The 18,003-nt window shown below is 70.7% G+C and carries 22 protein-coding genes; 3 read left to right on the top strand and 19 right to left on the bottom strand.

From position 1 onward, the window contains the following. Positions 1 to 21: 21 nt before the first annotated feature. Positions 22 to 711 (bottom strand): hypothetical protein, encoded by a 690-nt coding sequence (locus QNO07_RS02745; RefSeq protein ID WP_283989753.1) that lies wholly within the window; start codon positions 709 to 711, stop codon positions 22 to 24. Positions 712 to 1,045: 334 nt separating this feature from the next. Here QNO07_RS02745 and QNO07_RS02740 point away from each other — a divergent pair, with 334 nt between their 5' ends. Further along, complete coding sequence (locus tag QNO07_RS02740; protein WP_283989752.1) at positions 1,046 to 1,573, top strand: GNAT family N-acetyltransferase; 528 nt, start codon at positions 1,046 to 1,048, stop codon at positions 1,571 to 1,573. A gap of 96 nt (positions 1,574 to 1,669) precedes the next feature. Here the strand turns inward: QNO07_RS02740 and QNO07_RS02735 are convergent, their stop codons facing one another. From QNO07_RS02735 to QNO07_RS02705, 7 genes are all read right to left on the bottom strand, one after another. Continuing rightward, positions 1,670 to 4,192 (bottom strand): ATP-dependent Clp protease ATP-binding subunit, encoded by a 2,523-nt coding sequence (locus tag QNO07_RS02735; protein ID WP_283989751.1) that lies wholly within the window; start codon positions 4,190 to 4,192, stop codon positions 1,670 to 1,672. A 661-nt stretch (positions 4,193 to 4,853) separates the two neighbouring features. Beyond that, a complete protein-coding gene (locus QNO07_RS02730; protein WP_283989750.1) occupies positions 4,854 to 5,021 on the bottom strand; it encodes a hypothetical protein in 168 nt (55 codons plus the stop codon). 291 nt (positions 5,022 to 5,312) lie between these two features. Continuing rightward, complete coding sequence (locus QNO07_RS02725) at positions 5,313 to 5,654, bottom strand: histone-like nucleoid-structuring protein Lsr2 (protein WP_283989749.1); 342 nt, start codon at positions 5,652 to 5,654, stop codon at positions 5,313 to 5,315. 206 nt (positions 5,655 to 5,860) lie between these two features. Next, positions 5,861 to 6,466, bottom strand: a complete 606-nt coding sequence (locus QNO07_RS02720) for an amino-acid N-acetyltransferase (protein ID WP_502961758.1) — start codon at positions 6,464 to 6,466, stop codon at positions 5,861 to 5,863. A 9-nt stretch (positions 6,467 to 6,475) separates the two neighbouring features. Next, a complete protein-coding gene (locus QNO07_RS02715) occupies positions 6,476 to 6,868 on the bottom strand; it encodes a BlaI/MecI/CopY family transcriptional regulator (RefSeq protein WP_283990049.1) in 393 nt (130 codons plus the stop codon). 115 nt (positions 6,869 to 6,983) lie between these two features. Then, on the bottom strand, positions 6,984 to 7,172 hold the full coding sequence (locus QNO07_RS02710; protein WP_283989748.1) for a hypothetical protein: 189 nt from the start codon (positions 7,170 to 7,172) through the stop codon (positions 6,984 to 6,986). A gap of 68 nt (positions 7,173 to 7,240) precedes the next feature. Then, positions 7,241 to 7,768 carry a MarR family winged helix-turn-helix transcriptional regulator gene (locus QNO07_RS02705; RefSeq protein ID WP_283989747.1) on the bottom strand — a complete coding sequence of 176 codons (528 nt, stop codon included), beginning with the start codon at positions 7,766 to 7,768 and terminating at the stop codon, positions 7,241 to 7,243. A gap of 69 nt (positions 7,769 to 7,837) precedes the next feature. Here QNO07_RS02705 and QNO07_RS02700 point away from each other — a divergent pair, with 69 nt between their 5' ends. Next, entirely contained in the window at positions 7,838 to 8,305 is a 468-nt protein-coding gene (locus QNO07_RS02700) for an SRPBCC family protein (RefSeq protein WP_283989746.1), read from the top strand. Between the two features lie 51 nt (positions 8,306 to 8,356). Here the strand turns inward: QNO07_RS02700 and QNO07_RS02695 are convergent, their stop codons facing one another. From QNO07_RS02695 to QNO07_RS02665, 7 genes are all read right to left on the bottom strand, one after another. Continuing rightward, positions 8,357 to 9,082, bottom strand: a complete 726-nt coding sequence (locus QNO07_RS02695) for a hypothetical protein (protein WP_283989745.1) — start codon at positions 9,080 to 9,082, stop codon at positions 8,357 to 8,359. A 158-nt stretch (positions 9,083 to 9,240) separates the two neighbouring features. Further along, positions 9,241 to 10,056 carry an oxygen-binding di-iron domain-containing protein gene (locus tag QNO07_RS02690; RefSeq protein ID WP_283989744.1) on the bottom strand — a complete coding sequence of 272 codons (816 nt, stop codon included), beginning with the start codon at positions 10,054 to 10,056 and terminating at the stop codon, positions 9,241 to 9,243. A gap of 40 nt (positions 10,057 to 10,096) precedes the next feature. Beyond that, a complete protein-coding gene (locus QNO07_RS02685; protein ID WP_283989743.1) occupies positions 10,097 to 10,858 on the bottom strand; it encodes a maleylpyruvate isomerase family mycothiol-dependent enzyme in 762 nt (253 codons plus the stop codon). Positions 10,859 to 10,863: 5 nt separating this feature from the next. Then, positions 10,864 to 11,448, bottom strand: coding sequence for a TetR/AcrR family transcriptional regulator (locus QNO07_RS02680; RefSeq protein ID WP_283989742.1), 585 nt, complete (start codon positions 11,446 to 11,448; stop codon positions 10,864 to 10,866). A gap of 372 nt (positions 11,449 to 11,820) precedes the next feature. Further along, positions 11,821 to 12,048: a hypothetical protein gene (locus tag QNO07_RS02675; RefSeq protein WP_283989741.1), complete on the bottom strand. Its 228-nt coding sequence runs from the start codon at positions 12,046 to 12,048 to the stop codon at positions 11,821 to 11,823. Continuing rightward, on the bottom strand, positions 12,045 to 12,374 hold the full coding sequence (locus QNO07_RS02670) for a hypothetical protein (protein WP_283989740.1): 330 nt from the start codon (positions 12,372 to 12,374) through the stop codon (positions 12,045 to 12,047). Before QNO07_RS02670 ends, QNO07_RS02675 begins: the two co-directional genes overlap by 4 nt. A gap of 290 nt (positions 12,375 to 12,664) precedes the next feature. Next, positions 12,665 to 13,396 carry a GntR family transcriptional regulator gene (locus tag QNO07_RS02665; RefSeq protein ID WP_283989739.1) on the bottom strand — a complete coding sequence of 244 codons (732 nt, stop codon included), beginning with the start codon at positions 13,394 to 13,396 and terminating at the stop codon, positions 12,665 to 12,667. A gap of 196 nt (positions 13,397 to 13,592) precedes the next feature. Here QNO07_RS02665 and QNO07_RS02660 point away from each other — a divergent pair, with 196 nt between their 5' ends. After that, the gene (locus tag QNO07_RS02660; protein WP_349636801.1) at positions 13,593 to 14,318 is read left to right on the top strand and encodes a RibD family protein; all 726 of its coding nucleotides are present in this window, start codon (positions 13,593 to 13,595) and stop codon (positions 14,316 to 14,318) included. A gap of 110 nt (positions 14,319 to 14,428) precedes the next feature. Here the strand turns inward: QNO07_RS02660 and QNO07_RS02655 are convergent, their stop codons facing one another. The 4 genes from QNO07_RS02655 to nadC all read right to left on the bottom strand — a co-directional run bounded on the left by QNO07_RS02655 (position 14,429) and on the right by nadC (position 17,929). Further along, on the bottom strand, positions 14,429 to 14,965 hold the full coding sequence (locus tag QNO07_RS02655) for a hypothetical protein (RefSeq protein WP_283989738.1): 537 nt from the start codon (positions 14,963 to 14,965) through the stop codon (positions 14,429 to 14,431). 252 nt (positions 14,966 to 15,217) lie between these two features. Then, positions 15,218 to 15,916 (bottom strand): haloacid dehalogenase type II, encoded by a 699-nt coding sequence (locus tag QNO07_RS02650; RefSeq protein ID WP_283989737.1) that lies wholly within the window; start codon positions 15,914 to 15,916, stop codon positions 15,218 to 15,220. A gap of 166 nt (positions 15,917 to 16,082) precedes the next feature. Continuing rightward, positions 16,083 to 16,889, bottom strand: a complete 807-nt coding sequence (locus tag QNO07_RS02645) for a type III pantothenate kinase (protein WP_283989736.1) — start codon at positions 16,887 to 16,889, stop codon at positions 16,083 to 16,085. 2 nt (positions 16,890 to 16,891) lie between these two features. After that, the gene (gene nadC, locus QNO07_RS02640) at positions 16,892 to 17,929 is read right to left on the bottom strand and encodes a carboxylating nicotinate-nucleotide diphosphorylase (protein WP_283990048.1); all 1,038 of its coding nucleotides are present in this window, start codon (positions 17,927 to 17,929) and stop codon (positions 16,892 to 16,894) included. Positions 17,930 to 18,003 lie beyond the last annotated feature (74 nt).

Raw genomic sequence — 18,003 nt, 5'->3', positions numbered from 1 at the left:
ACTGCACCGCCATTGCCCCGGTCAATCGATCTCTGATCGCCTGTGACCGCTGGAGACACCGGACTCGTTCATCTGGGCGTCCACCGACGCGGCGCCACCGGAGCGGAGCGCCAGCAGCACGCTCGTCGTGACCACCCAGAGCCCCGCAAGGAGGAACGCGAAGAACCCGACCCAGGGAACGAAGAGCAGCACACCCACGACGAGAGCGACCCAGCCCAGCCAGCGAGGCAGCGCATCGGCGGGGGTGCGACGAACCAGGACGAGCCCCGCGGCCACGAGCAGCATCCCCATTCCACCGAGGAAGGGGACGAAGAAGGTCTCGTTGAGAGCGTTGAGGCTCTGGAGCGTGCCGTCGCTCACCCCTGGCTCGCCCGACAGGTCCAGCAGGGCAAGAATCATGCTCGCCCCCGTCCAGAAGCTCACGGCGATGAGCAGGCCGGCCCCGAAGACGACGTGATGCAGCCAGCTGCCCGAAGACGAGGTGGGACCGTGCAGGTCGCGAGCCAGACGGGCGGCGAAGAACGCGAACAACGCTCCGGCCAGGACCAGCAGGTACAGGCTGACCGCCCCTTGACTCTCGTGGCCGGCGTAGAACGATCTGACTTCGCCACCGGAGGCGTCGGCGCCAGGAGTGCCGCCGAGCAGCAAGAAGCCGACGACCGTGAAGACCACGGCCAGCAGACCGGTGAGCGGTGCCAAGGCGATGCGCATGTGGGCCTCCAACACCCCCCGCGATTGACCTGGCTATCGGGTCTCCCTCACCTCTTTGCCGTCCCCTCCCCAGGTTGGCAGACGGGGCCCGGTCTCGCCATCGGTGCCCCGAGGGCACGAAGCGCCCGGTCCCTCGTCCGGGTCATGCACCAGGGCCAGGGCTATCACCGTGCTCCGAACGGAGGCACGCTCCGAACGGCGGGACCAGAACCTGCGCGAGGTCGAGGTGAAGCCGCAGGAGCCCCAGGCCTGACACGGGCCCGGGCCCGGGCGCGGCGGAGAACGCCGGAAAAGCCGGGGGCGCGACACGTCCGCGGCTGCGTACGCTGCCGCCATGCCGACCCTGGAACGCCTGCGCCCCGACCACGCCCCCGCGCTGCTCGCGTTCGAGCGGGAGAACCGCGCGTACTTCGCCGCCTCGGTCCCGGACCGGGGTGACGACTACTTCGCACACTTCGACGCCCGCCACGCCGAGCTGCTCGCCGAGCAGGCCGCGGGACTGCACCACTTCCACCTGCTCGTCGGCAGCGAGGGCGAGACGCCGGGTGAGGCGGCGGACGAGACGCCGGGCCGGGTGCTGGGCCGAATCAACCTGGTCGACGTGGCGGACGGTTCGGCCGAGCTGGGGTTCCGCATCGCCGAGCACGCCGCCGGACGCGGCCTCGCCACGTGGGGCGTCACCCGGTTGTGCGAGCTGGCCGCCGCGCACTACGGGCTGAGCAGCCTGCGGGCCGCCGCCGCGGTGGCGAACCCGGGTTCGACGGCCGTGCTGGTCCGCACCGGCTTCCGGCGCGTCGGCGAGACGCTGCTGGCGGGCCGGCCCGGCGTGCGCTACGAACGCCGCCTCCCGCCCGCGCCATGACATGACGCCGGCCCCGGAACCGTCGGTGTGAACGGTTCCAGGGCCGGCGTCATGTCAGGCGGTGCCGCCTCTCAGGCGGTGCCTTCGGCTTCCGCCTCAGGCTTCCTTGCTGAGGTTGGGGCCGTTGCCTGCGGCCTCGACCGGCGGGGCGTCGGGCAGCGCGGCCTTCTCCTCGCCGCGGAAGGTGAACTTCGCCGCCTCACCCTCGCCCTCGACGTCGACGACCACGATGTGACCGGGGCGCAGCTCGCCGAAGAGGATCTTCTCCGAGAGCGTGTCCTCGATCTCCCGCTGGATCGTCCGGCGCAGCGGCCGGGCGCCCATGACGGGGTCGTAGCCGCGCTTGGCGAGGAGCTGCTTGGCCTCGCCGCTCAGCTCCAGACCCATGTCGCGGTCCCGCAGGCGCTCGTCCACCAGGGCGACCATCAGGTCGACGATGCGGATGATGTCTTCCTGCGTGAGCTGGTGGAAGACCACCGTGTCGTCGACACGGTTGAGGAACTCCGGGCGGAAGTGCTGCTTCAGCTCGTCGTTGACCTTGACCTTCATGCGGTCGTAGTTGGTCTTGACGTCGCCCTGGGCGGCGAAGCCCAGGTTGAAGCCCTTGGAGATGTCCCGGGTGCCGAGGTTCGTCGTCATGATGATGACGGTGTTCTTGAAGTCCACGACCCGGCCCTGGGAGTCGGTCAGGCGACCGTCCTCCAGGATCTGCAGCAGCGAGTTGAAGATGTCCGGGTGGGCCTTCTCGACCTCGTCGAACAGCACGACGGAGAACGGCTTGCGGCGCACCTTCTCGGTGAGCTGCCCGCCCTCCTCGTAGCCGACGTAGCCGGGAGGCGAACCGAACAGCCGCGAGACGGTGTGCTTCTCGCTGAACTCCGACATGTCGAGGGAGATCAGCGCGTCCTCGTCGCCGAACAGGAACTCGGCGAGCGTCTTGGACAGCTCCGTCTTACCGACACCCGACGGGCCCGCGAAGATGAACGAGCCACCGGGGCGCTTGGGGTCCTTCAGACCCGCACGCGTGCGCCGGATCGCCTGGGAGAGCGCCTTGATGGCGTCCTCCTGGCCGATGACGCGCTTGTGCAGCTCGTCCTCCATGCGCAGCAGCCGCGAGGACTCCTCCTCGGTCAGCTTGAAGACCGGGATGCCGGTGGACGCGGCGAGGACCTCGGCGATCAGCTCCTCGTCGACCTCGGCCACGACGTCCATGTCGCCGGCCTTCCACTCCTTCTCCCGCTTGGCCTTCGCGGTGAGGAGCTGCTTCTCGTTGTCCCGCAGGGAAGCGGCCTTCTCGAAGTCCTGCGCGTCGATCGCGGACTCCTTCTCCCGGCGCACGTTCGCGATCTTCTCGTCGAACTCGCGGAGGTCCGGCGGCGCGGTCATCCGGCGGATGCGCATCCGGGAGCCCGCCTCGTCGATCAGGTCGATCGCCTTGTCCGGCAGGAAGCGGTCGGAGATGTAGCGGTCGGCGAGCGTCGCGGCGCCGACGAGGGCGGCGTCCGTGATGGAGACCCGGTGGTGGGCCTCGTAGCGGTCGCGCAGGCCCTTGAGGATCTCGATGGTGTGCGGCAGCGACGGCTCCGCGACCTGGATCGGCTGGAAGCGGCGCTCGAGCGCGGCGTCCTTCTCCAGGTGCTTGCGGTACTCGTCGAGCGTGGTGGCACCGATGGTCTGCAGCTCACCACGGGCCAGCATCGGCTTGAGGATGCTGGCGGCGTCGATGGCGCCCTCGGCCGCACCCGCACCCACCAGGGTGTGCAGCTCGTCGATGAACAGGATGATGTCGCCGCGGGTGCGGATCTCCTTGAGCACCTTCTTCAGGCGCTCCTCGAAGTCACCGCGGTAGCGGGATCCGGCGACCAGGGCACCCAGGTCGAGGGTGTAGAGGTGCTTGTCCTTGAGGGTCTCGGGCACCTCGCCCTTGACGATCGCCTGGGCCAGGCCCTCGACGACCGCGGTCTTGCCGACGCCCGGCTCGCCGATGAGCACCGGATTGTTCTTGGTGCGGCGCGACAGCACCTGCATGACCCGCTCGATCTCCTTCTCGCGCCCGATGACCGGGTCGAGCTTGGATTCGCGGGCGGCCTGCGTGAGGTTGCGGCCGAACTGGTCCAGCACCAGGGAGGTCGAGGGCGTGCCCTCGGTGGGTCCGCCGGCGGCGGCCGTCTCCTTGCCCCCGGAGTAACCGGAGAGCAGCTGGATGACCTGCTGGCGCACCCGGTTGAGGTCGGCGCCGAGCTTGACCAGGACCTGGGCGGCGACGCCCTCGCCCTCACGGATCAGGCCGAGCAGGATGTGCTCGGTGCCGATGTAGTTGTGGCCGAGCTGGAGTGCCTCGCGGAGCGAGAGCTCCAGCACCTTCTTGGCACGGGGGGTGAAGGGGATGTGACCGGACGGGGCCTGCTGGCCCTGGCCGATGATCTCCTCCACCTGCTGGCGGACCGCCTCGAGCGAAATCCCGAGGCTCTCCAATGCCTTAGCGGCGACACCCTCACCCTCGTGGATCAGGCCCAGGAGGATGTGCTCAGTGCCGATGTAGTTGTGGTTGAGCATCCGGGCTTCTTCCTGAGCCAGGACGACAACCCGCCGCGCGCGGTCGGTGAACCTCTCGAACATCGTTAATCGCTCCTCAGAGCGGTCAGTCAGTTAGGGGTAGGTCCCCTCCCTGTCCTTCCGCAGCTTAGTCCCGCAACGGGGGACCGCTCATTCCAACTGCCGACACCCGTCCCCGGCTCGCTGCCCCGAACGGCCGGCAACAGTTCCAACCCGATGGTGCGAGACGATGTTCCCGCAGGCCAGGCGTATCCACCCGCATTCAGTACGCCGATGGCGAACGCGCACCCCCTCGACACGCCCAGTACCCCCCGCACAGGCCGGGAGAAGCCTCCCGGCGCCCGCCGGGGGACGCCCGGGACCCGCCCGGACCGGCCCCGTCCCTCTCCACTGTGCGTTACCTACCCCCGCCGGGGGCGGGTCCATGCGGGAAGCGGGGGTGGCATCCGCTACGGGCGAACAGCCCGGCGCCGCGCAGGCCGGCGAACCCGGCGCCGGACCCGGACGGAACGCACCGCACGCGCCGGTTCCGGCACGCTGCGTAACCCCGGACGTGTCCGGCAGTTGCACCGGGCATGGAATCGCGCTTCCCGGGTCAGCGAGAAGAGGCCGCGGACGGCGGCCCCGCGGCCGACCGCCCGCCGCGTCGCCCGTCCGGCACCTCCGGCACGTCCCGCCCGTCCCGCAACTGCCGTTGCGGGAGCTGCGGCTTCGGGGGGTTCGACTACCTGGAGATGCCGGTTGACGCGGGCTGGGCGCTGCTGGCGCGGGGCGTGCCGACCGGGCCGGTGGAACACGACGCGGCGGCACGCAGCGTGCGGCTGCGGGTGCCCGAGGGCAGCGCCGAGGAGCTGCCCTCCCTGCTGGAGTGGCTGGAGTGGGGAGGCGTCACGCTGGAACTCACCGCCCGGCGGGGGCCGCGGTGTGGGGGGTGCGCGGCGGATCCGGTCGCTGCCGGGTCCCGCTCCGGGGGAGTCGTGTCACGACACCCCGTACCGGGTGGTGGCGTGGACCTCGTCCACGGCACGGACTTCGTTCGGCTGGTCAGCGCGGCGGCCACGGAGTGCCATCGCGCCAGGCTCCGGCGGGACGCCGGGACTCGGACCGCGTCCGGAGCGCTCAGGAGGTCCGAGGCGTCCGGAGCGCCGGGGGCACCGGCGGTGACGCCGGGGGCCCCGAGAACTCAGCCGTTCTCCTTCTCGTAGGCCTCACGCACCGTGGCCGGGACGCGGCCGCGGTCGTTGACGTCGTAACCCTGCTCCTTGGCCCACGCCCGGATCTTGGCGGTGTCCTGGCTGCCGGACCCGGTGCTCCCGGCTGCGCGGGCCTTGCCGCGCGTACCGGAGGAACGACCGGTACGGCGACCGGCCTTCACGAAGTCGGCGAGCAGGCCGCGAAGCTTCTCGGCATTGGCAGTAGTGAGGTCGATCTCGTAGGACTTGCCGTCCAGTGCGAACGTCACCGTCTCGTCGGCTTCGCCGCCGTCGAGGTCGTCCACAAGAAGGACCTGAACCTTCTGAGCCACCGGCTACTCCCATTCACTGCTGCCGCCCTGTTCCGCGAACAGGGCGAGATAACGGAATACTGATATTGACGACGACAGCAAACCGCTTTTCTCCGCAAAACACAAACCCTCCGGGAAGTTTGCCCGGCGGAACGGGGGACACTGAGGGGATCTTTCGGACATAGTGAACCTCTACTCACGATGCCCGCGGCCGGTGTTCGGCGCACTCATAGGTGAAGCAGCATGCGGCTGTTGCCCAGGGTGTTGGGCTTCACCCGTTCGAGCCCGAGGAACTCCGCGACGCCCTCGTCAAAGGAGCGCAGCAGCTCGCTGTACACGTCGCCGTCCACCGGGGTCTCACCGATCTCGACGAAGCCGTGCTTGGTGAAGAACTCCACCTCGAAGGTGAGGCAGAAAATCCGTTGGACCCCGAGCCGGCGGGCCGTCTCCAGCAGCTTCTCCAGCACCCGGTGGCCCACCCCGGCCCCGGTCAGGGCCGGATCGACGGCCAGGGTGCGGACCTCCGCGAGGTCCTCCCACATCACGTGCAGCGCGCCGCAGCCGACCACCTGGCCGCTGGCGGCCTCTTCGGCGACCCAGAACTCCTGGATGTCCTCGTAAAGCGTCACGGTTGCCTTGTCGAGCAGGATGCGGTCGGCCGAGTAGAAGTCGATGAGGCGCCGCACCGCGGGAACGTCACCGGTTCGCGCCCGCCGGACGGCCACCTCGCCGCGCGCCCCGATCGGGCGCGCGTCGCCGGTACGGCGGCCACCGCCGCCGGGTCGGTCGCCGTCGGGGCGGGTGTTGTCGGCCGGACTTATCGCTTCTGGCATGACCGAACGCTATCGCTCCCCCGCGTCGTCGAGCCGCACCCCATTGAGTTGCAGGACGCGCAGGGCATCTCGCAGGGCTTCGAGCTGTTCCGGCGACATCATGCCGAAGAACGCCACGAGAGCGGCCGCTTCGTTGTCACTGGACGACCACGCCTCGTTCATGAGTGCCGCCGAGTAGGCAGCACGGGTGGAGATCGCTTCATATCGATAGGCGCGACCGTCCTGCTCCCGGCGGACCCAGCCCTTCTGGTGCAGGTTGTCCAATACGGTCATGACGGTGGTGTAGGCGATCTGCCGTTCTTCCTGGAGGTCCTCCAGGACTTCTCGGACGGTGACCGGGCGGTTCCACTGCCATACCCGGGACATGACGGCGTCTTCGAGCTCTCCCAATGGTCGCGGCACAGAAGAATAATAGAGCGAGATGTCGCGATTGACGTGACCGCCGCAGGTCGTTTTGTATGCACAGAGGGCATATGGCACGGGTGGATATCCCTCGTGCCATATGCCCTCGGAGAAGTCAGGCGCGGGCGTCGCCCTCGGTGACCGTACGGCCGGCCGCCGCCTCGCTCCGGGCGAGTGCGGCGTCCACGGCGGCGTCTTCCTTGTTCTTCCTGGCACCGCCCTGGCTCTTGACGATCGTCACGATGAGCGCGGTGAAGGCGACAGCCATCACCGCGGAGGGGGTGAGTGCGGCGACGTACTCCATCGGCCCTGCCTCCTAGTGTTCGGGCTTCCAGAGTAGGCCAGCGACCGCCCGGGCTCCGCGTCGGGCGGTCATGTCGGCTTCGGCGGCTGCTCCTCCAGGGCGGCCAGCAGCTTTCGCAGGATCGCGTCGAACGCCTGCACCTCGTGCTCGGTGAGCAGCTCGAGGAGGCGGTTCTCGTTCGCGGCGTGGTCGGCGACGGCGGCATCGATGAGCGCGAGCCCCTCGGGCGTCAGGCCGATCCGGAGACTGCGGCGGTCCTCCGGGGCGGCGCGCCTGGTGACGAGGCCGCGTGCCTCCAGACGATCGACGCGCTTGGTCATCCCCGCACGGGTGATGAGGAGGATGTCCGCGAGCTGCGAGGGCGGCAGCTCGTGCGGCGCCCCCGTGCGGCGAAGGCTGGCCAGCACGTCGAACTCCCCACGGTCGAGGTGGTAGGCGGCGAAGACCGCCTCCACGTGGCGGCTGCCTGCGATGTGGAGGCGGGCGAAGCGCGCCAGCGTGCCCATCGCGGCGAAGTCGAGGTCCGGTCGCTCCCGCTGCCAGTGGGCGACGGCGACGTCGGCGAAGTCGGGGCGGATCTCGGACCTGTCGACCATGCGGTGAGTGTACTGCAACAAGTATCCGGTATATAGTCAACCGGTTAACTAAATTAGGAAGGTGCTCTGATGAAGCCCATCGCCGTGCGCTCCTCGGCCGCCGTACTCGCCCCTGCGGGGTTCGTGTGGGATTTCCTCCGCGTCTACGACAACGACCTGATATGGCGGTCCGGCCTGGAGAAGATGACCCAGAGCCCGCCCGGCCCCGTGCGGGACGGCGCCCGGGTGGAGGAGACCCTCCGTGTGCTCGGCAGGGTCGTGGAGAGCCTGATCGAGGTCTCGGACGTGCGTGAGGGGCACTCCTTCGCGTGGCGGGTCACCGAGGGCGCGATCGCCCAGGGCAGTCGCTCGGTGACTGCGACCGGCGCGGACTCGTGCCGGGTGGACATCGTCAAGCAGGTGACCCTGACCGGGAGCGACCGCCTCCTGCGTCCACTGATCGCTGCCGTGGTCAAGCGCACCGAGCGCAAGGATCTCCGGCAGGTCAGGCAGACGCTGGAGCAGGCGTGGAAGGACCGCGAGAACCTAGAGAACTAGGTCCGTCCCGCCGTCCCCGACGGGGCCCCGCCAGGGGCTGCGGGACGACTCTCAGCCGACGGCGCTCAGCGCGCGGACACGGTGCACGGCGGCCGCCGGCTCCGCGCGGGCGGCCACCCGGCGCAGCCGGGTGGCGTCCAGCGGGCCGGTGGCCCGGCGTGTGCCGCGGGAGCCGGAGGGCTGCTGCGGCCGGCGCCGGGGCGGGAACACCTCGCCGGGCGTCGGCACCGGCCGCGAGGGGCGCGGCGCCGGCTCGTCGGGCGACGGGGACCGGTCGGGGCTCGGGGAACGGTCAGGGCTCGGGGGACGGTCGGGGCTCGGCTTCGGGGCGGGCTCGCCCTCCCCGTCGCCGGCCGCACCGACACCGGCGATCCCGGCTCCGAACCCGTCGGGCAGGGTCCGCAGCGGACTACGGGCACCCGGCAGCGCGGCCCGGACGAGCAGGGCGGTGCGCCGGGCCGACTCGCGGTGGCCGGTGTGCTCGGCGCACAGGTCGCGCAGCGCCAGCAGGTCGGCCGCGAGCGGCTGGTAACCGGCCGCGAGCGCTTCCCGCAGCTGACCCAGGTAGCCGCTGGCCGAGCCCGGCAGGGCCGCCCGGTAGCGGGCCAGGTCCGCGGCGAGGAACGCCCGTCTGCGGCGCGACTCGTCGAGCGCTTCGTCCACGGCCTGGGCGAGCCGCAGGCACCGCCTGATCTCGTGGTCCGGTACGGGGGCGGGCTGGAGCACGGTGGCGAGAGCGCTTCGGAGCACGCGCAGCTCCTCCGCGCTGAAGGCCATACCGCCTCGGGATCCGTGTGGCGTGGGCATAGTGTGACTTTACGGCCAAAACGCCCGGATTGACCGATCAACGCGCCCGGAGGCTCGCCCTCCGCTGCTCGCGGGGGCTTGTGAACGCCCTGGTCTCAGCAGAGGTCCCGGCGGTAGTCACCGCGCCTTCAGGCGGCGGGAGACGCAGACGGTTCGAAGCCGGCGAGCAGTTCCTCCAGCGCCTGCTGGTCCGGCCCCACGAAGGGCTCCGCCGTCGGTGCCGTGTGCAGCATGTCGAGGAAGTCGGCGGTGCGCCCGACGGCGGGCGGCAGATGGGTGCTGAGCACGGTCTTCGGTGCCGCCGCCCGCAGCGGCTCGAAGGTGGCACGGTAGGACTGCTCGTTGACGAGGTGCACCCACGGGCTGTCCACGGTCGCCCACAGCAGCTGGCCTGCGCGGAGCACTTCAACCGGGATGTCGTCGGCGTTGTCGCTGCCGGCCAGCTCGGCGCTGGGAAGGGGGGCACCGAAGCAGTCGGAGCTGAACACCGCCTGGGACCGGTCGTCGTGGAAGCCCACGGTTGCCGGGCTGTCGTACAGCGGCGGGCGGAAGGCGTGAAGTGTGCGGTCCCCCACGTCGAGTGTCTGACCGGGGTTGACCAGGCGAACCCGGTCGAGGGGCAGCGGGCGGACGGTGGACATGATGCCCATGCCGAGGAAGGTGGTCACCACCCGTGCCCGCGGTGCGGCTGCCAGGATGTCGAAGAGCGCGCCGGTGTGGTCCCGGTCCGGGTGGGTGAGCCAGATCCACCGGACGTCCTCGGGGTCCACGACCGACCCCAGGGCGTCCATGAAGCCGCGGTCGGGCAGGCTCAGGCCGGTGTCGACGACCACTGGTTCGGCGGCGTGCAGGACGAACGCGTTCACCGCGAGGAATCCGATGCCCGGCACCGGAAGTTGATCGCTCAGAACGCTGATGTCCCGCCCGACACGGTGTACTTCCATGATCGTTCCTTGGTTTGTCTCCGGAGCCTCGTAGCGGGGCTCAGAACGGCACGGGCTGGCTGAGCAGCCCGCTTCCTGCAGAGCGGCCGGAGAGGATGCGGCAGAACTCGACGGCGTCCTCGGTGATCTCCCCGACCGGGGCGGCCCCCCGGCTGACGTCGAAGGTTCCTCCGGCGGGACCCGTGAGGGTGAGGTGGAACGGCCGGCCGTGGCGCCGGGCCCACTCGGCGACGACGTCGGCCACCAGCCGCCCGTCGTGCTCAGCGGTGAGTACCGGCTCGCGGCCGATGGCACGGCAGATGTCGACCCGGTGCATCCACGGATCGCGAGTGAGGATCACGTCGAAGAGGTAGCCGAGCCGCCAGAACTCGGTGCCGTCCGGCGTCTCCTGCTTCATGGGGATCGCCCGCAGAGGTGCGGGCAGACGGCGGCGGGCCCGGGCAGCCCGGGGGGCCGCGGCGGTGAGCCGGTCGAGGAGCTGCTGCCGACTGAGTCCGGCCCGGTAAGCCACCTGGACCTCGGTGATCCCGTCGATGACGGGCCGCCCGGCAGCCGCCTTCTGCCCGGCCCGGAACACGTGGACGAACTCGCGGAACGAGGAGCTGAACTCCATCATGCCGAGGACATGGCCCAGCAGCGCCCGGACGTCCCAGGCGGGGCAGTCCGTGGGCTGCGCCCAGTCGTCCGGCTCCAGGGAACGTGCCAGGTCGACGACCCGCCGCAACTCCTCCGCGGCGAGCACCGCGGCTTCCCTGTGCCGTAGCGCCGGCGGGCCGGCGGCCTTCCGGTCGGTACTGGTCACGACGTTCACTCACCTTTCCGCGAACGTGTCTGGTGCGCGTAGAACATCTCCACGGCCTCGTCGGCCAGGCGGGTCCAGCGATCGCCTCCAGGGTCGTTGGAGATCTGCTGATCCGCGAGTCCGGTGGAGAGGGCCGTCAGAAGATCGAGGGCCCCGGGGTCGGAGATGCCGACGTCGGCCAGCTGGGCGCGCAGCGCCGCCAGCCCCTCGACAGCGATCGCGTAGGACTCGGGCGACGGTTCGAAACCCGGGATCGGACGCTGGTAGAGCAGCTGGTAGCGAGTCGGGTTCTCGGTGCAGAAGTCGATGAAGAACCGGATGACGGCCTTGAGGTCGGCCAGCGGCTCCCCGGTCAGGGGCACCTGCCCGCGAGCAGCCATGAACTCCCGGCACCCCTGCTCGAACATCGCGTCGTACAGGGCGGACTTGGAGTCGTAGTACGAGTACAGGGACGGCGGCTGCATCCCCACCTTGCGCGCCACATCCCTGAGCGTCATGCCGCCGAGCCCCTCGGCCCCGGCGACCTCCCACGCCGCCTGCAGGATCTCGATCTTGCTTTCCGAACGCCGTTCGGCTTGCCTATCGCGCATCGGTTCTCCTAATCCAGTTAGATCCTCCTCCGGTCAAACACGGCGGTCAAGGGGCGGAACACGCTAATCGGACTTGGAACCCGCTAATCGGACTTCTTGCGGGCGGCGGCAGCGAGCAGGGGCCGGCGCGCTGCGGTGCGAACCGTGGGCGCGGAGCGAGGCGGGCCGATTGGGGCCGGGAGTCGCCTCAGGCGACGGGTGACCTCTCGCCGTGGCACGCGCAACGGCACACCTGGTACGTGACGCCCGGGGCCCGGGCCGGACGCGGAGCGGCCTCCGCGCAGGCTGCGTGGGAACCCAGACGGCAGTCGTAGGACGCGTACGGGACGTCCCGGTTGGCGGGTGGCGGCTGTGCCTCCCGCGCGGCGACGGTCACGTCTGCCCCTCCGGCGGTTCGGTGAAGGCGTGCCGGACCCGCTCCGCCGCCAGGTCCCAGGCCAGTGCGGTGGCCAGTGCGGTGGCCAGTGCGGCGTTCCGGTCGATCCACCGGAACCCGGACGCTTCACGGCAGCACACGTCCCTGTGCCCGGCGGGCAGCACGCAGCCGGAACGCTCGGGGCCGGGAGCACGCCGCCCGCACGGCGTCTGCTCCCCGCTCACGCCGATCCCTCGTGCCCGCAGCCGTCCACGTCGATGCCGCAGGTGTCGGTGATCCGGACCTGGTGACGCCCGCGCAACTCGTGCAGGACGACGTAGAGCCGCACGAGGGGCGCGTGGTCGACGTAGTAGGGCGCCTCCTCCCGCACGCTGTACGGGGAGCGCGGGGCGGGCGGGCGGAGCGGCGCCCGGGACGCCGCACGCGGCATCGTGCCGATCCCTGCGGGTGTACTCGCGGCGCCGCTCACCGCCCGGCCACGGCGGACCGCCCTCGGGCGGTCGGGGCGGTACCCCACCGCTGCAAGCAGTTCGCGGATAAACTCGGGCATGTCGATCTCCTAGAGGATTGGCCACGCCCCGGAGGTGTTCGCCCACCTGCCGGGGTCTTTGGCGTGATGTTCGCCAGGCAGAACGGCCCGAAGCGACAGTGAAGCCGGTACCTGCCGAGATGGCGCAGTGGTGGTCTCCAGCCGCCCAGAGCACAACAGTTCCGACCGGGCTGTAGTCGCTCGCAAGCAGTCCGTCACACGCATGGCCCACCGGGGACTAGTCAGGTCAAGGGCTGGTCACGAAAAAGCCCCCGCCAAGGGCAGGGGCTTCAAAGGAGATTGACGACCACTCAGTCGACCATCGAGTACTCTTCCGTGCGCGACCATCGCCCGGCGGGCGAAATACCCACCTCGTAGGCGAGCGGGCGGCCCTCCTCGCAGAACGCCACATGCCGGGACTCCGCAACCGCCTGCGGCCCGGCAAGTCGCAGCAGTTCAAGCTCCTCGTCCGTGGCCAGGCGAGCAGTCCACCAGTCGCGACCGCTGTGCGGGCGACGCCCGGTCTGCATTTCCACATACCTCGTAGTGCCCTCACGCACGCGCTCCCGCTGCAGCAGGCGCGGCGCCGCGTCCACGGTCTCCTGCGTGAACCAACTGCATGACGTCGCAGTCGGCGTCTGACCCTCGTACGTGACCCGGTGCCGCCGAACAACGTGGTCACCCGGGGTGATCCCCAGCGCGGTCGCCACGTGATCAGGCGCCGGCACCATCTCAGCCGAAAGGATCTCGGCGTATTCACCCGCCGTGTAGATGTTGCCCGTCTTCACCGAAGTCCGGTAGCGCTCACCTGCCGTGCGGGCCAGCGGTACACGCTCCCGCACGATCGAGCCTGTGCCTTGGCGGGTGTCGATCAAGCCTTCCTGCCGCAGCACCTCAAGCCCCTTGACCACCGTGGCGCGGGAGACCGCCCACCGCTCGGTCAGCTCGCGCTCGGACGGGATGGTCTCTCCCGGCTTGAGTTCCCCGCGGACGATGCGCCCTCGAAGATCGGCCGCCAACTGCTCGTACTTGGGTAGTGCCATGGCTTCCTCGCCTGTCTGGTGGACTGGTCCAGTAGTCATGCTGAGGCAGCCAGCACGCAGCGGTCAAGCCGTGACTCGGCTTCATAGCCGTTGCCCTGAGCGTGCGTCGGAGGAGCGCTACGGGTTCGCCTGACGCGCCCTCAGCCCCCCGCCCGGCAATAGGCTCGCCCGCAGCAACCCGTTGGGAAGGGGAACCATGCACGTCAGTGAGCTGGTCGGCACGGATGAGTGGCACAGCGCGGAAGGGCGGCCCTACGTCGTCTACAAGTACGCGGCCACCTTGGACGGGCGGATCGCGGCGGCGGACGGCACCAGTCAGTGGATCACCAGTCCGGAGTCCCGCGCCGAGGTGCACTCGCTGCGTGCCGCCTGCCAGGCCACCGTTGTCGGTTCCGGCACCCAGCAGGCCGACAACCCCCATTTGGCGGTCCGTTCCGCGAAGGACGACCCGGCACTGAGAGTGGCAGTTCCCGCCGACCAGCAGCCTTGGCGGGTTGTCGTCGACAGCCGGGCGCGCACGCCCGCCGACGCCCGAGTGCTCGACGACGCCGCCCCCACGCTCATCGCGGTGGCCGAGGACGCCGACACCTCCCATCTGGAGGGGACGGCGGCCGTCCTGGTCCGGCTGCCACGCTCCGCGCAGGGCCACGGACTCGATCTCGGGGCGCTGCTTGGGGAGTTGCGGCACCGGGGTGTACGCGCGATGTTCCTGGAGGGCGGACCCACGCTGGCCGCGTCCTTCGTGTCGGCCGGGCTGGTCGACCGGATCATCGCCTACATCGCGCCCGCGCTCCTCGGTCGCGGCAAGAGCGCGCTCCAGGGTGGCTCGATCGGAACGATCGACGACATCCTGCGGTGCGAACTGCTCGACGTGGCGCGGTCGGGCCCGGACGTCCGGCTGATCGCCCGCCCGCAGCGCTGACCGCCGTGGCCCGCCCGGCTCCTCCCGTCCTGGGACGCGCTGAGGGCACCACGGCGACGCGTGGTGCCCTCAGCGCGCTTACGGCAGGCGCGACGTGTGCGTGACCGGGGTCAGGCGCGCTCGAGGTACCTGCCGCCGAGGCCGCCGCACTGGTGCGCGTTGTAGGTGGTGGCGCGGTACCCCGCAGGGACGGGCGAGCTGGGGCACACCCAGACGCCGGCACGGGCGAGCTGGTGGTACCAGGAACCGATACCGCCGCAGCCGTACCTGTCGTAGCCGGTCACGACGTACCCGGACACGATCGGTGAGCCCGCGCAGGTCCAGACGCCGTTACGGGCGAGCCGGTGGTACCAGGAACCGATACCGCTGCAACCGTACCTGTCGTAGCCGGTGATGACGTACCCGGACACGATCGGTGACCCGGAGCAGGTCCAGATCCCGTCGCGAACGGGTTGCTGGTACCAGGACCCCGCACCGTTGCAGCCGTAGCGGTCGAACGAGGTGATGACGTACCCGGCGGGAACCGGAGCCCCGGAGCAGGACCAGCCGGCTGCCGCAGCCTGCTTGGGACCGGTTTCGGTGGCGCTTGCCGTGGTGGTGGCCGTGCCCGTGATGACGGCCGCGAGCATCGCGACCGTTCCGACCATCGCGGCGGACCTGGTCCGGAGGACCGCCGCCGCCGTACGAATCCGCAGTCGTAAGTGACTGTTCAATGCACACCCATTCTCTTGACAGGCTCGCGTGTTCAGCCTCGACGGCCGAGAGCACCTGGCAGTGGAACAGGGGGACCCTACTGGGCTGCGATGACAGGCGATGCTGCTCTGGGGAACCAGCGACCACGTTTGTCCTGAAACAGGTACTGGGCTGGTGAGTTCCGGCTCTCAGGCACCGAACCCCCTTTACGGGCAACCGAGTTGCTCGGCCAGGTCGGCCAACCCGTCGGCGAGCAGGTCGAACTCGTCGGAGGGGGTGGGCGGATCGCCGACCGGGCGGGAAACGTAGGCGGTGCGCAGGCCGAGGCCCTGAGCTCCACGCAGGTCCCAGGCGTGGGCGGCGACCATCAGGAGCCGCTCCGGCGGTCGTCCGGAAACGGTGACAGCCAACCGGTAGACGGCCGGGTCCGGCTTGTAGGTCCGGGCGTCCTCGGCGGACAGTGCCTGGTGCCAGCGCAGTCCGGCGTGGGCGTTGAGTCCGAGCAGCGCCGTCCGGCTCGCGTTGGAGAGTCCGATCAACGGGAACCGCTCGGCTAGGCGGGCGAGTCCTGCCACGGTGTCGGGCCACGGCGGGAGCCTGCGTCCGGACAGGGCCAGCGCCGCCACGTCGGCCGGGTCACCCGTTCCGGCGGCTTCGGCGGCTTCGGCGACGAGCCGGGCGGCTTCCAGGTCGAGGGCGCCGCTGGCGAGGTAGGGCCGGTCACCGTCGAGGACGCGGCGCTGCTCACGTGCGATGTGCTGCTGCCACAGCGCCAGGAGCTGTTCGACCCCGGGGTCGCCGAGCGAGGGGTACTGCGCACGGATGCCGGCGCGGATGCCGGCGGGCTCGTCGACGAGCGTGCCGAGCACGTCGAACACGATCGCATCGATCTCTGGCTCTGGCACGGGGGTCTCCTGTGCGAAGCGGGGGCGTAGGTGGGCCTGTTGCTCGAACGCCGCGGGACGTTCCCTGATTCCCACACCGCGACACGACACACCGCACGGCCGGCCCGCCGCCCGCCCGCCGCCCGCCCGGGGCAGGCCGGGCGGTCGGGCGGCCGCCCGACCGGGGTCAGCTGCGGGAGATGTTGCGTTCGTAGACGAGGCGGAGGCCGATGAGGGTCAGCCAGGGCTCGTGCTCGTCGATGACCGAGGACTCGCCGAGCACCATCGGCGCCAGGCCGCCGGTCGCGATGACGGTGACGTCGTCCGGGTCGCCGTCGGGGCCGACGAGTTCCTTGGCCATGCGTTCGGTGACGCCGTCCACCTGGCCCGCGAAGCCGTAGAGGATGCCGGACTGCATGGCCTCGACGGTGTTCTTGCCGATGACGCTGCGCGGGCGGGCCAGTTCGATCTTGCGCAGCTGGGCGCCTCGCACCCCGAGCGCGTCCACCGAGATCTCGATGCCCGGTGCGATCACGCCGCCGGTGTACTCGCCGCGAGCGGAGACCGCGTCGAAGGTGGTGGCGGTGCCGAAGTCGACGACGACGCACGGACCGCCGTACAGCTCCACGGCGGCGACGGCGTTGATGATGCGGTCGGCGCCGACCTCCTTGGGGTTGTCCATGAGGATCGGCACACCCGTCTTCACACCCGGCTCGACGAGCACGGCCGGGATGTCGCCGTAGTAGCGGCGGGTGACCTCGCGCAGCTCGTGCAGCACCGACGGCACGGTGGAGCAGATCGCGATGCCGTCGATGCCCTCGCCCAGTTCCATGCCGAGCAGCGGGTGCATGCCCATGAGTCCCTGGAGCAGCACGGCGAGTTCGTCGGCGGTGCGGCGCGCGTCGGTGGAGATGCGCCAGTGCTCGACGATGTCCTCGCCGTCGAACAGGCCGAGCACGGTGTGGGTGTTGCCTACGTCGATGGTGAGCAGCATGGTCAGACCGCCTCGCCGTTCGTCGCCGGGCCGTCCGTCGCCGGGCCGCTGGGGCCGCCCCCGTCGGGACCGTCGTCCTCGCGCAGGTCGAGGCCGATGTCGAGGATCGGCGCGGAGTGGGTGAGCGCGCCGACCGCGAGGTGGTCGACGCCGGTCGCGGCGTAGGCGGCGGCGTTGTCGAGGGTGAGTCGGCCGGAGGACTCCAGCAGGGCCCGCCCGGCGACGAGGCGGACCGCCTCGGCGGTCTGCTCGGTCGTGAAGTTGTCCAGCAGCAGCAGGTCGGCGCCCTCGGCGAGCACCGGCTCGATCTGGTCGAGGCGGTCCACCTCGACCTCGATGGGCAGGTCGGGGAAGCGTGCGCGCACGGCCTTGAAGGCGGGTGCGACGCCTCCTGCCGCGATGACGTGGTTGTCCTTGATCAGGGCCGCGTCGGAGAGCGAGAACCGGTGGTTGAGCCCGCCGCCGCAGCGCACCGCGTACTTCTCCAGGGCGCGCAGGCCCGGGGTGGTCTTGCGGGTGTCGCGGACGTGCGCGCCGGTGCCCTCCAGCACGTCGGCCCAGGCGCGGGTGGCGGTGGCGATGCCGGACAGCCGGCACAGCAGGTTGAGCGCGCTGCGCTCGCCGGTGAGCAGATCGCGAGTGCGGGCGCGGACGGTCAGCAGCCGCGTTCCGGGGGTGACGCGGTCGCCGTCCTCGACGTGCCGCTCGACCTCGAACTCGTCGGTGCAGACGACGGACAGGATCGCCTCCGCGACGCGCAGTCCGGCCACCGTCCCGGCCTCGCGGGCAGTGAAGTCGCCGGTGGCGAGGGCGTGTTCGGGCACGGTGGCGACGGTGGTGACGTCCACGCCGCCGTCGAGGTCCTCGTCCACCGCGAGGTGGGCGATGTCCTCCACGAGCAGCGGGTCGAGTCCCGCCCCGGCGAGCAGCGCGGCCAGGCCCGGGTCGAGTCCGCACTCGGGCAGTTCGCCGTCCGGATCGCCGTCCGCGGCGCAGCCGCAGGCGTCGCCGCAGCCACCGGCCTGCGGGAGCGCGGTCACGGCGTCGGCCGGTCCGCCCTCCGAGGGCGGGGGTGCGGGCTCGGCGGCCTCGGCCGGTGCGGCGTTCTCGGCGT

This window comes from Streptomyces sp. 549, assembly GCF_030124175.1.
Lineage (GTDB): Bacteria > Actinomycetota > Actinomycetes > Streptomycetales > Streptomycetaceae > Streptomyces.
This window is presented reverse-complemented; position numbering and strand designations above follow the sequence as displayed.